This is a genomic window from Rhizobium sp. 62_C5_N11_2, from assembly GCF_051811185.1.
Classification (GTDB): domain Bacteria; phylum Pseudomonadota; class Alphaproteobacteria; order Rhizobiales; family Rhizobiaceae; genus Rhizobium; species Rhizobium leguminosarum.
On sequence record NZ_JBPWPW010000002.1, the window covers coordinates 722,924 to 735,584 of the forward strand.

Annotated in this window: 12 protein-coding genes and 1 pseudogene; 1 reads left to right on the forward strand and 12 read right to left on the reverse strand. The window is 58.5% G+C overall.

Annotation, left to right across the window (positions count from 1 at the left end; all coding sequences use genetic code 11):
- Positions 1–14 precede the first annotated feature (14 nt).
- The 8 genes from AB8B31_RS27075 to AB8B31_RS27110 form a co-directional block, all read right to left on the reverse strand.
- Positions 15–1,031, reverse strand: a complete 1,017-nt coding sequence (locus AB8B31_RS27075) for an ABC transporter substrate-binding protein (protein WP_018245233.1) — start codon at positions 1,029–1,031, stop codon at positions 15–17.
- Between the two features lie 125 nt (positions 1,032–1,156).
- Positions 1,157–2,302, reverse strand: coding sequence for an alpha-hydroxy acid oxidase (locus AB8B31_RS27080; protein WP_131705717.1), 1,146 nt, complete (start codon positions 2,300–2,302; stop codon positions 1,157–1,159).
- A gap of 3 nt (positions 2,303–2,305) precedes the next feature.
- Positions 2,306–3,595, reverse strand: coding sequence for a hypothetical protein (locus AB8B31_RS27085; RefSeq protein WP_439007579.1), 1,290 nt, complete (start codon positions 3,593–3,595; stop codon positions 2,306–2,308).
- A 32-nt stretch (positions 3,596–3,627) separates the two neighbouring features.
- Positions 3,628–4,359, reverse strand: coding sequence for a histidine utilization repressor (gene hutC, locus AB8B31_RS27090; RefSeq protein ID WP_439007580.1), 732 nt, complete (start codon positions 4,357–4,359; stop codon positions 3,628–3,630).
- Between the two features lie 36 nt (positions 4,360–4,395).
- Positions 4,396–5,409 carry a zinc-dependent alcohol dehydrogenase gene (locus AB8B31_RS27095; RefSeq protein ID WP_018245229.1) on the reverse strand — a complete coding sequence of 338 codons (1,014 nt, stop codon included), beginning with the start codon at positions 5,407–5,409 and terminating at the stop codon, positions 4,396–4,398.
- A gap of 4 nt (positions 5,410–5,413) precedes the next feature.
- A complete protein-coding gene (gene hisD, locus AB8B31_RS27100) occupies positions 5,414–6,742 on the reverse strand; it encodes a histidinol dehydrogenase (protein ID WP_018245228.1) in 1,329 nt (442 codons plus the stop codon).
- Between the two features lie 281 nt (positions 6,743–7,023).
- Positions 7,024–7,794 carry an SDR family NAD(P)-dependent oxidoreductase gene (locus AB8B31_RS27105; protein WP_018245227.1) on the reverse strand — a complete coding sequence of 257 codons (771 nt, stop codon included), beginning with the start codon at positions 7,792–7,794 and terminating at the stop codon, positions 7,024–7,026.
- 145 nt (positions 7,795–7,939) lie between these two features.
- On the reverse strand, positions 7,940–8,314 hold the full coding sequence (locus tag AB8B31_RS27110) for a winged helix-turn-helix transcriptional regulator (RefSeq protein WP_018517409.1): 375 nt from the start codon (positions 8,312–8,314) through the stop codon (positions 7,940–7,942).
- Positions 8,315–8,408: 94 nt separating this feature from the next.
- On the opposite strand from AB8B31_RS27110, the gene AB8B31_RS27115 reads away from it, so the two are divergent.
- A complete protein-coding gene (locus AB8B31_RS27115; RefSeq protein ID WP_018245225.1) occupies positions 8,409–9,155 on the forward strand; it encodes an NADPH-dependent F420 reductase in 747 nt (248 codons plus the stop codon).
- A 74-nt stretch (positions 9,156–9,229) separates the two neighbouring features.
- On the opposite strand, the pseudogene AB8B31_RS27120 reads toward AB8B31_RS27115, so the two are convergent.
- The 4 genes and pseudogenes from AB8B31_RS27120 to AB8B31_RS27135 all read right to left on the reverse strand — a co-directional run.
- Positions 9,230–9,364 (reverse strand): annotated as a pseudogene (locus tag AB8B31_RS27120) (transposase domain-containing protein); the annotation flags it as partial.
- Positions 9,365–9,478: 114 nt separating this feature from the next.
- On the reverse strand, positions 9,479–10,480 hold the full coding sequence (locus AB8B31_RS27125) for a tyrosine-type recombinase/integrase (RefSeq protein WP_096772358.1): 1,002 nt from the start codon (positions 10,478–10,480) through the stop codon (positions 9,479–9,481).
- A complete protein-coding gene (locus AB8B31_RS27130) occupies positions 10,477–11,400 on the reverse strand; it encodes a tyrosine-type recombinase/integrase (RefSeq protein ID WP_086083856.1) in 924 nt (307 codons plus the stop codon). The genes AB8B31_RS27125 and AB8B31_RS27130 overlap by 4 nt, the downstream gene beginning before the upstream one ends.
- Positions 11,397–12,638 (reverse strand): site-specific integrase, encoded by a 1,242-nt coding sequence (locus AB8B31_RS27135; RefSeq protein ID WP_096772357.1) that lies wholly within the window; start codon positions 12,636–12,638, stop codon positions 11,397–11,399. Before AB8B31_RS27135 ends, AB8B31_RS27130 begins: the two co-directional genes overlap by 4 nt.
- Positions 12,639–12,661 lie beyond the last annotated feature (23 nt).

The following is a 12,661-nucleotide window of genomic DNA, read 5'->3' on the forward strand; positions in this document are numbered from 1 at the left end:
TTGGTGGCCAGAGGTCACTTGTTCGCTGCATCGACAAACGATGTGTCGATCATGCTGTCGGCGGAAACGTCCTGGGTCACGAGGCCGGCTGTTTTGGCCGCCTTCAGAACGTCGGCGAAGGTCTTGGTCTTGAAGTCACCGGCAAAGGCCTTGGCTGCTTCGGCAGAGCTGTAGTATTGGACACCGTCGAAAGCCGTTTTCAGATCATCCGGGGAGGCGCCTACGGCCTTCGAGATGATGGTGCGGTCCTCCTCGGTATTGGCCTTGTAGTCGGCCAGAGCCATGTCCCAGGCCTTGATCATGGCCAGAACCTGCCCAGGCTTCTGCTTCAGCACCTCCTCGCGAACGACGAGAACGTCGGAGACTAGGCCCGGATCCTTGCCGGCTTCAAAAAGCAGCTTGATATTCTTGTCCTGGGCCAGCGCCGTTGAAATGTAGGGCTCGTAGGTGACCGCGACGGGAACACGGCCTGCAATCAGTGCCGTTCCAGCATCAGCTGCCGGCATCGGCACGCGGACGATATCGTCGATCGTCATACCGTTGCTGGCAAGCGCGTAGTTCAGCAGGATGTCGCTTGTCGTGCCTTCCTCGAAGGCGATGTTCTTACCCTTGAGGTCAGCGACGCTCTTGATGTCGCTTCCGGCCAGGATCGCGTCCGCCTTCAGGCTGAAATCAAGAAGCGAGACGATCTTCACCGGCAGGCCGGCGGCAACCATGGCCATGGCCGTATGCGTGGCGATATTGGCAGCGTCGAGCTGACCGCTGGCAAGTGCCGCGTTGATGTCCTTGTCTTCGCTGAAGTTGACAAGTTCGACATCCTCAAGGCCTGCTTTCTTGAACAAGTCCTTGCTGGCGGCGACGTGCCATTGACCGTAACCGAGCCAGGGCTCGATGCCGATCTTGAAGGTACCCGGCTCCGGTTTGGACGGGATTTGATCCTGGGCGTTAGCCTGCGCACTGGCAAGAATGCCGACGATCCCGAGCGCGATCGCTGCGCGGGAAAACTGCTTGCTGATGGATTTGTAGTTCATTGGGAACCCCTCTTTTGATGATTTTAACGGATCACAAAGCTTGCATCTTCTTAGGTTTGACGCCCGACCATCAAGCTCTTGGTGGCGGACATTGCGTACTTGTCTCCTTTCGCCGGCGTTAGCGGTTACTGTTTGAGTATGAGGTGCGAGCCACGTTCCTTTAAGTCGGCGATGGAGCTCACGCCCATCAAAGCCAAGGTAATCGAGATCTCCCGGCGTAATGTCTCGATCGCACGGTCGACGCCGGCCTGGCCTTTAGCTGCGAGACCGTAGGTATAGGCCCGACCCAACATGACACCATCGGCGCCCATTCCAAGTGCCTTGACAATATCGCTTCCCCTTCGCACGCCCCCGTCGAGCATCAGCGTGAAATCCGGTCCGACTGCGGCCCGGATGTCGGGAAGCGCTGCAATCGTGCTCATGGCGCCATCGAGTTGGCGACCGCCATGGTTCGAGATCACAATGCCGTCGACGCCGATCGCCTGTGCCTTTTTGGCATCCTCAGGTGAAAGGATGCCCTTAATAATCAGTTTGCCTTTCCACCGGTCGCGCAATGCCTCGATGTCCTTCCATGCGAGCCTTTTGTCGATGCGCCTGGAAAGATTGGCGGCCTGTTCGAGCGCTCCCCTCCCGAAGTCGGTGCGATGCTCGACCGCCCGAACGGAGGGCATGCCGCCGCGACCGATATCGAACAACCAGCCAGGCTTCCGGCATAGACTGGCGAACAGTCGAGGTGTGACACGCGTAAGAGATCGGAAGCCGTTTCGCACATCACGTTCGCGGATGGCGGTGATGGCCGTATCGACGGTCACGTACAGCGCCTCGACACCGGCCTCTTCCGCAGCGCTTAGAAACTCCTCGCAAAGCGCGCGGTCGTCGAGCACGTAAAGCTGAAAATGTAGCACACCGTCTGTCGCCTGCCGGAGGTCTGCCAGCGACGCGATCGAGAAGGTCGAAAGACAGAAGGGGATGCCGGCAGCGTGAGCGGCACAGGCTGCCTTTTGTTCTCCGTTTCTCGTGTAAAGGCCAAGAAAGCCGACCGGCCCCAGCATGAATGGAAGAGGATTGCGTTGCCCGAGGTATTCGGTCGCCAGATCAGGCTCGGCATAGTTGCAGAGAACGTTCTGACGCAGTTGCAAAAGCGAGAAATCGTCCCTGTTTCGACGATAGGTTTCCTCCGCAAAGGAGCCGCCGTCGATGTAGTCAAAGAAGAGCTTCGGCAATCGCTTGCGAGCGGCCAGCCGGAGGTCATCGATATTGACGATCGTCACGATCTACCCCTCCGGATCTATCGTTGCGAGGAAGCGGGTCATCAGGTCCTCGCCCTCATCAGGCTCCGAGCCGACCATCATGGCCACAGAAAGCCCGATCAGGGAGGATGTCGGATTGTGGCTTGTCGCACCTGCGCGCAGGTTCATGACAAGCGTCGGGCATAGGAAAAGCCCGAGCCGGACAACTTTTCGCCAGTCTTGAGGAAGCATGTCGCGCCGTTTGAGGGCGGCAAGCAATGGCTTCCACATTGCTTCGGCCTTCGTTTCCAAAAGCGCCTTGCGAACCGGGGTCAGCTTCCAATCGAAATCCGCAAAGAGACGGCCGTTCTCGTAGTTGGCTGTGGCCTTGAATTTCTGTTCGGCAAGAGCCGGATCGTAGAGCCAGTAGGGATGGGCGAGGATATTGTGGAAGGTCGTCTTCACCTCCGCCAGAAGCGTCGGGATGTGCTCGCCGGCAAAGGCTGGGTCAAAGAAGGACAGGCTCGCGCGCCCTTCGCGCCGTTCGAACCAGACATTGGCGTTATGAGCGTCGCCGTGTGCCGTCACCCCGCCACTATCGGCCAGACGGACAGGGTTCAGTCTTTCATGCGCGGCGTCGAAAAGTTGGCCGAGAGTTTCGCTATACTCGATGCCATTGATGACAAAGCGGGCTTTCGAGAGCGAATCCCAGGAAAGCGTGACGCCTGGAAAGTCAAATGTCTTGCCGACATAAAAACTCTCCAGCCGCCCTCCAGGGTAGGTCCCTTTCGGGGCTGTCACCAGTCGATCGCGGAACAGGCGATGAACCGGCTCCTTCATGACCGCATCTGGAGTGACAGGATGCAACGTCCTCAGATAGACCGATAGGACGGTCTCATTGAGCCGGCGCTCCGCATCCACGGCCTGGCGTGCCATTTGCTCATCATGAAGCCCGTCGAGGGTACGCAGAGCATCGGAAAAGCGCGGATCGGTCCTGCGCCTGTAGACGAGGATCTGCTCGCCTGGAAGGGTCGACATCATAAGCGGCTGATCTACCGGCAGGCCGGCCTTGGCAAGAATGTCGGCGCGATAGTACTCACCGCTCATCTCCTCCTCGTTTTCCTCCTGATGGAATTTGAAGAAGTAGGGCTTTCCGTCGGCCTCGAAGAAGCCATTCAGTGAATTGAGGCTGTATTGATCGTGGTTGATCGCCAGATCGCGTGCGTCGACCCCAAACAGATCTCGCAACAGGTCGGCAAGAAGAGCTTCGGCACTGCCGTCGCCCCTCTTGGCATTTTCCCGTATGGCTGCCGTCCGACTGTTGGGCTGCCCCATGCTCTCTCACTCCTGCAATGACGCGAAGGTTTTCATTTTTTGGGCGGTAAGTATCTGCTGCCAAGCGAATAGCGGCTGCCGACATAGGTGAAGGTATTGACCGTTGCGATCGCCTGCCCCGTCCACGTTTTTCGGTTGAGGACCAGGCAGCTATCGCGCTCACGAATGTGCAGGAGGCGTGCATGTCTCTCCGTCGCCGGGATGGCGCTGATGAGATGCTCGACTTCGGTTAGGGGTGTGCTGTGCTGAAGGTAATCGTAGGTGCCGATGGACGTAAAATCCTGATCGAGATAGTTCTTTACCAGCTCTGTATTGACATAGCGCTCCTCCAGCTGAACAGGGACGCCATTCTCGTAGTGAACGACCATCGAGTGATCGACGGGGCAAAGCTTTCTGAACTCGAACGCGTCCAATAGCATTTGATCCGGCCGCTCGATCCGCTCGAGCAGGATCACCTCCGCGCGGTGTTGGCTTCCACGCGCCTTGATCTCGCTGATGATGTTGCTGATCTCGATGAGTGTCGACTGTGCTTTGGGAGGCGAGACGAACGTCCCGACCCCCTGGACCCTGCGCAGATAGCCTTCGGCGGTCAGTTCACGAAGCGCGCGATGGACCGTCATGCGAGAAACGCCGAGCGAAGACGTCAACTCGTGCTCGGACGGAAGCTTCTCGTTCTGTGGCCAGTTGCCGTTCCCGATATTGTCGAGCACGAAGTTCTTGACCTTTTCGTAGAGCGGCAGCGCGGTGTTTGAAAGGCCGGGCAATTTCTATCTCCGTCTCACGCCGAGGCGTGTGCTCGATCAATCGGCTATTCGAATGATCGTCTTTATTTTGGTTGAACGACCATCGATCAGTCGGTGGTATGCATCAGGAATTCCGTCGAGTGAGTTCAGGATCTCGCTAAATTGCAGAAGTGCAGGCTGCAGCTTTGGCAACATCGCGATGGCATCGGCGAGTTCGTCTTCAAAGGCATGGCAGCCAATCAGGGAAATCTCACGCTCGACGAGGACATTGGGATCCAGATCCAGTTTCCCATGACTAATACCCACAAGAGCGAAGGCGCCGCCCCCGTCCAGAAGTTCGATGCCTTGCGCGATGGCTTTTGTACTTCCCGTTGCATCCACCGCGTAACGCAGTCGCGCGTCGCCGAGTGCGGTTCTTGCTTGCGACTTATCCAGTGCGACCACCGATCCTCCGCAAATTGCGGCCACCATCTCGGCACGGCTGCCATTCAAATCCGCAAACAACAACTTTCCATCGTGGAGATGTGAAAGCAGCAAACCGCAGAGACCGCCTATCGTCCCGCAGCCGACTAGGAGAATCGCCTCGCCTTGGGGTGGGTTAAGCCGTCGTATCGCATGAAGGGCGACAGCCAAAGGTTCGGCCATGGCCGCCACTGCAGGATCAAGTGACGGCTCGTGTTTGAAAACCAGACGAGCGGGTAGTTGGGCCTGCTCCGCAAATCCTCCGTCGCATACCTCGCCGACGAAACCGAGATGTTCGCAGATATTGGTGCGGCCTGATCTGCATGGTTCGCATTGGCCACAGTAAAAGCGGGAGTCAGCTGCGACGAGGTCACCGATCGCGAGACCTTCGACACCCTCACCAAGCGCGGAAACGCGCCCGCAAAACTCGTGTCCAGCGGTGGATGGGCGCCTGCTGATCCATTGACCGGTTCGGTAGTTGTGAACGTCCGAGCCGCAGATGCCCGCGGCGCGAACGTCGATCGTCACGTAGCCCGCGGGCGGCGACAGAGGTTTGTCGACTTCCTCGACCCTGAGATCAAACGCGTCGTAAAGCCGAACCGCCTTCATCCTGTCAGCCTCGCTTTGGCAGATAGTTGTCGCGGACCGCCGAGACTGCGTGCGCGTGGGATGAGAAGCCTTCATATTCCGCCAGCTTGTGGGCACGCTTCGCAAACTCGGGATAGGCCGACGCTGTCACGTAGCCGATCGAGCTGCGCTTCACAAAATCGGTCACCGACAGCGGGCCGAACGTGCGCGCCCAGCGGCTCGTCGGCAGCACGGCATTTGGACCGAGGCAGAAATTGGCGATGCTGACAGGCGTATGCGGACCCATGAGGATTTCTGCAGCCTCGGTGATCTTTCCGAGATGGGCGAAGGGATCCTGCGAGAGGATTTCGAGATGCTCCGGCGCGTAGGCGTTGACGAAATCGTAGCTTTCCTCGATCGAGGAGGTGAGGATGATCCCACCGCATTTGCCTGAAAGGACAGCGCTCGAAAACTGAACCCGCTGTTCGGTCATACGTGCCCAATGCTCCGGCAGCGCGGCGAGGGCCTCCTCGGCCACGCGGCGGCTATGGGTCACGAGATAGGCGGAAGAGTCGGGACCATGCTCGGCCTCGATCAGGAGATCGAGCGCGGCAAGGCCGCCATGGACAGTGTCGTCCGCGAAAATGATCGCTTCCGAAGGGCCAGCAGGCAGGCCTGTGTCGATGATACCTGACAGGCTCCGCTTGGCTGCGACCACCCAAGGGCTTCCCGGTCCAACGATCTTCAGTGCCGGCTTGATCGTTTCCGTCCCGTAGGCAACAGCTGCGACTGCCTGAGCGCCTCCTACCTTGTAGACAGTTTCCACACCGGCCAGACGCGCTGCCACCAGCGTTGCGGCGTCCACGCTACCGTCCGGGGCAGGCGGAGTGACGATCGCCAGATTGGGAACACCTGCCACGACGGCCGGGACGGAGGTCATCATCGTGACCGACGGAAACGAACCTTTGCCGCGTGGAACGTAAAGCGCGGCGGACTTGATCGGGGTGAAGCGGTCGCCGGCAAAGGCGCCTGGCTTGATCTCCTTCAGCCACATGGCTTCAGGCTTCTGCTCTTCATGAAAATTGCGAATATTCTCAATGCCGAAGGTGATGGCCTCGATCACATCCTCGCTAACGAGCTTGAAAGCCGCATCGAATTCCGCCTCCGTTGCTTTGATCGTTGCTTCTGTAATATTTGCCTTGTCGAGGTCGCGGCCGAAGCGGGCAACGGCGCGGTCACCCTCGGTGCGCACGGCCTCAAGGATTGGTGCCACCTTCTCGATGAAGCCCGAGATGTCTGTTTCGGACCGTCGCAAGAGTGCGGCCTGCTCATCCGGTCCAAGATTGGAATATTCATGAAAGGTGACGTCGGTCATTGCTCATACCCTTATTGGCGCACAGAGGCGCTGACAGCCGCTGTCGTCCGCGCCCTGCCGGCGCGACGATATATCGTCCCTACAGGTCATGCGGAAACGCACCGCAAGTCGGTGGCAACCGGGCAATACCCTGCAAGCTGTTCGTGCGAGGATGCCGGATATGGTTATCCGGCAAATTCCCAGGAAGTCGAAGACTTCGTTCCCGTTTTATTGTCTAGAGTTGTCTATACATCTATAGACAATATGATCATTCCCGTGCTGTCAAGCGTCAATTTCCGTTTCTATATCGATGCCAGAAAGCCGCCGTCGACAGGAATGCATTGGCCGGTAATGTAGGCCGATGCGCCACTTGCAAGGAAGACGACGGCGCCGCCGATGTCGGAACCATCACCGAACCGCTTCTGTGGGATCTTGTCGAGCATTTTCGCAGACCAGCCCTTGTCCTGATAAAACCCTTCGGTCATCGCTGTTCGGAAATAGCCCGGAGCCACCGCATTTACGCGGATCCCTAGCGGCGCCCATTCCGCCGAAAGCGCGCGCGTCATACCCAGCAGTCCCGACTTCGAGGAGCCGTAGGGCACAGCGGTCGGGATACCGACGTAGGACGTGAGGGAGCAGAGATTGATTATGCTTCCACCGTGGGGTCGGCGCGACATCCGGCGTGCTGCGGCCTGCGACCAGAAGAACGCGCCCTTGAGGTTGGTGCCGATGATCTTGTCCCAGATCTGTTCATCGACCTCGAGCGAGGGAGAAGTCTGTTCGTAGCCGGCATTGTTGACAAGGATGTCGACAGCGCCAGTGATGTTTTCGAACTTGCTTAGCGTCTCGTCGATGGACGAGATGTCTGTCACATCCTGGGCGCTCGTGATGCAGGTCCTGTTAAGGGCCTCAATCATCTCTTTGGTTTCGCTCAGCGAATTTTGATCGCGTGCCGTAACGCAGACATCGGCACCCGCTTCGGCAAGCGCCAGCGCAATCCATTGGCCCAGGCCGCGGCTGGCACCGGTTACAACTGCCACTCTTCCTGCCAGATCGAACATCTTATTGGCCATGATGATCCCCTTGCTTCTGCAGGATAGAACCATCGTTCAAGAACGATGTCTATACATGCATTGACAAAGAGGCATTCCCATTCGTGCCAGAAAGACGCATGCCCCGCCTAGTAAGCGTAGGCGGCATCCTAACCCTACAATGTTGTCAGGTCGCTCTTTCCGCCAGTCGCTCCCTGCGCATGTAGGCCCAGTCAACAAGTTCGGCCATCGAGGGTCCCAGGGCTTTGCCCATCTCGGTCAGCTCGTATTCCACCTTCGGCGGCACCTGAGGATACACGGTACGGGTCACGATTCCGTCCTTTTCCAGTTCCTTCAGTTGCTGGATGAGCATCTTCTGGTTCACGCCTGCGCAGCGCCGTTCGAGTTCGGAAAAGCGAAGAGCCTCTTTCGCTCCGAACAGTTGGCAGATGATCACGATCTTCCACTTGCCTTCCAGCACACGCAGGGCGTCCGTAGTCGCTTCCGCCCATTTGAGATGCTGTTGCGGGTCTCCGCACTTCCAGTCACGATCCGCTGCCATACTTACCTTTTGGTGGGTAACCCACTTATCAGTCAGTTCTTGTTGATACTGCAGTATCTACTATCTTGTGGTGCAGAACAACAGGAGCATCAGCATGAAAATCGGCATAATTGGCATTGGCAACATCGGCGGCACCATAGCTCGCAAACTCGCGTCTGCGGGGCATGAGGTCAGGGTGGCCAACTCCAAAGGCGCGGTCGCTGTGCGGCCCTTTGCGGAGGAGATCGGAGCTACGGCGACCGACACGAACGGAGCTATCTCCGGAGCGGATTTGGTCATCATGTCCATCCCGCTTCCCGCTATCGAAAGGCTGCCGAAAAACCTCTTCAAAGACGTCCCCGCGAGCGTGCCGGTCGTTGATACCAGCAACTACTATCCGGGGCTGCGCGATCCGCAGATTGCCGACCTTGATGCAGGCGAGGCCGAAAGCGTGTGGGTCTCCAAACAAATCGGCCGTCCCGTCATCAAGGCGTTCAACAACATCCTTGCGCATTCTCTGGCGGAACTGGGTCAACCTGAAGGGACGGACGGTCGGCTGGCCGTAGCGGTCGCCGGAGATGATGACGCAGCGAAGCAGCTTGTTATGGGGATCGTGAACGAGGTCGGATTCGACCCGGTTGATGGCGGTACGCTTGAAGAGTCCTGGCGCCAGCAACCCTCGACGCCTGGCTATTGCTGCGATTACGATGCAGTCGCCATGCGCAGGGCACTCAATGCGGCGGTAAAGGGTGAAGCACCCAAGAAACGTGAACAGCTCACGAGCAAAATGGCAACTCTCGGCCCGAGCCCCACCCATGATGATGTCGTGGCGATGAATCGCTCCCTCAACCCACTAACCTGAGGTGGCACCATGTCAAAAGTCGTGTCAGAAAACCCGTAGGAGGATCATATCCGCCGGGTCCGCCAAGATGATGGTTACGTTTTGCAATGGAGCGTCGAGTATCTCCACGGAAGAAGGCAATCGATCCGCCTTTGCTCATGGCCTTTAGCGATGGCGGTGAGGGTGCTGGTTAAATACGCAAGCGGATCGACGTCATTTAAGTTGCTCGTTTATGCCGACCGGCGAACTATGCCGAGTGCGTCTTCTGGCAGGAACGGCAAACCGTGCGTTCCGAGCCAGTTTGGCGGGTCGCCGTTGTTTGGCACTCGGCATAGTTCTCATGCTCAGAGGGTGTTCAGGAATTCCAGAAGCCGGTCGCTTGGTCGAAATCGCTCGGCCTTGGCGCCTTCGTACGGCTTCAGCTTTGCGAGTGCAGATTCCTTCAGTTCGAGATGCGCATGAAGATAGGTCAACGTCGTTTCCATCGCTTCATGGCCCAACCACAGGGCAATGACGGAGCAGTCGACGCCCGCCTGCAGCAACTCCATGGCAGCAGAGTGCCGCAAGACATGGGGCGACACCCGCTTTGAGCGAAGGGAGACGCAGTGCTCACGTGCTTTGGCGACATATTTGTTCAGCAGTGCCTGCACGCCGTCGGCGCTGAGCCTGCCACCGTGCGTATTCGGAAAGAGGGCTGTTGAGCCTCGCTTCCCTGGTTCCTTGAGCCAATAACGGAGGGCTTGCTGTGCAACCTTTGTGAGCGGCGTACTTCGCTCTTTGCGGCCCTTGCCGATGCATTGCACATGCGCACCGCGGCCGAGCATTACCGAATCTCGGTCAAGGTCGATGATCTCCGAGACCCGCAGCCCCGTTTGGGCGGCCAGTAACAGCAGAGTGTAGTCGCGGCGTCCCAGCCACGTGCTTCGATCCGTGCAGTCCAGGATCGCTTCAATCTCGGGCCTAGTTAGAAACTGAAGCTGCCGCTTGTCACATCGCTTGCTGGGGATCGCGAGCACACGCTGAATGTGGGCGCTATGTGCCGGCTCCTCGAACGCCGCATATCGGAAGAAAGAGCGGATGGCTGTAAGGCGGAGATTCCGGGTCCGCACCGAGGCGGATCTCTTCGTCTCAAGATCCTCCAGGAATGCGCCGATGAAGGGAGCGTCCAAATCCCGCAGCGTCAACTCCGATGGGGATCTCCCAAGGCGCGTCTGTGCGAACGCAAACAGGAGCCTGAAGGTGTCGCGATAGGAGGCGATGGTGTTAGAACTTACACCTCGATGCTTCATGAGCCGATCTGTGAACCACCGCTCGATCAGCACGGCCAGGTCTTTCGTGCGTCTCATGACCGTACCTCCCAGCGCTTATTCAATCGCCGTACGGCATGGTTCATCAGTTCCGGCGTGGCGGACAGATACCAATAGGTGTCGCGAACATTCGCATGGCCGAGGAAGGTCGAGAGAACCGGCAGCTCGCGTTCCACATCTTCGCCGGCGCGATGCCAGTTGATCAGGGTCTGGACGGCGAAACGGTGACGAAGATCATGAATCCGTGGGCCATCTCGTTTCCCCTCCTGCCGTAATCCGATTTGCCGAGATAGTCGCCAGAACACGCGGTGCACGTATTGATGCAGCAATCTGCCGCCCTGTTCGGCGACGAAGAAATAGGGACTACGCGGCGTACCAAGGTGTGCATCGCGTCGGGCGGCATAGCCTGAAAGGACAGCAATTGTCGTGGCATGCAGCGGCACCAGCCGTGACTTGCCAAACTTTGTCTCTCGGATGGTGAGGACGCCCTGGTCGAGATCTACATCGGCCCGGAGCAGGCTGAGCGCTTCGGAATGGCGCAGTCCGGCGACCGCTATCAGCCCGAACAGGCAGTGATATGTCCAGCGCCGCAGGGCGTTGGCCGGCGGCAACGACAGTGCTGCCGCCAGAAGTGCCTGAATCTCGACCTCACTATAGATGTAGGGTTTTGTCCGCCGTGCCGGCGCCACAGCGTCGCTCGGTGGCACTTCCGTCAAAGGATCGAAATGACTGAGGTGCTGGGCAAAGCAGCGCACATCAGCCAGTCGGATTGACCAACTCGGCTGCCGGCCCATCGAGGTGACCCACTCCATTGCCAGGTCCGCCGTGATGGTCTCGGCGCCGCGGGCTTCCATGAAAGCGACGAACTCCGACAATCGTTTTGCCGGACCGTCATATTTGTATCCCAGCCCTTGGCGCATGCCGATGTAGCGCTCAAGCGCGGTGCGAAGCCGGCTCATTGGACACCTCCCGGCCAGGGTAGGCTCAGTTCCCGCAGCTTCTCAATATCGAGCTTTGCATAGATTCTTGTACTGTCGATGCTTCGATGGCGGAGCAGTTGACCGATCTCGGCAAAGCTGGCGCCCGACCGCAAAAGGTCGGTCGCAAGGCTGTGGCGGAAAAGATGGGCACCGTGATGCGCATAGCCGTCAATGCCTGCCCGTTCGAGTGCCTGCTTCGCGATCATCGTGATGGCGCAGCCGGAGGCAAAGCCCACATGCGGCGCAAGTGTTCGCAAGAAGACTCGCCGACATGCCGAAGCTGGGCGCCCATGCCGGATATAAGCGACGATCGCTGTTCCGACGTCGTGACGCAGCGGCATAGTCGCTTGTCGTCGTCCCTTTCCGTGTACGAGGATCGTGCCCGACTGCCAGTCGATATCGTCAAGATTGAGGGTGGCCACTTCGCTGGCGCGCAAACCGAGCTTGGCGAGGATCATCAGAACCGCATAGTCCCGACGACCCATTGCCGTCGTCCGATCGCAGGCATCGAGAACCTTCTGGACTTTCTCGGGCGGCAGGAAGGTTGGAAGGCCGGCAAGTCGCCAGCGGCGGATGGACGGCACACAGTCAGCGAGCGGCGTCGAGATGAAGCCCTTCAGATGCAAATAGCGCAGGAAAGCACGCACAACCCCGCACATGGCTTTGCCACTGTCGGCGGAACCGTCGAGCGCATGTCGCTCGACATAACCGATAACGATCTCCGGGGTGAGCGCTGCAAACTCGTCTGCGCCGAAAGGACACACCTCCCGGAGAAATCGAAGCGACAGAAGCTTGTGGCTCCCCACTGTCGCGGCGGCGAGCCCTCTCTCATTCGAGAGATATTGCCCGAATACATCGACGATCATCTCGTGCTCACTGCGCTGAATCGGAAGCGCGGCTGGTATTAAGCCTTTCTCCCGTAACGCCAAAAGCAAGCGGCGGAGCGCCGATCGATCGCCCGAGTCGGGCTTCCAGTGTTTGAAACGATGCTCAAGAAAGCGGTCGGCGTGAACCTCATTCAAATCCTGCGGAGCATGTCCATTGCCAACATGCCAGTCCATCAGATCCCGAAACAGGCTCAGCGACCGCCACGTGCATTGCCGCCCCAAACCTTCGTTCGACATTTTGGCGGCGTAAACGCCCGCAAACTCCCGATACGGACCGTAGACCAGCTTCCGGTATAGGGCGCTGCGATTCAAATAGTCAGTTGCGTTCATGTGTCCTCTCCTTCGCGACAATT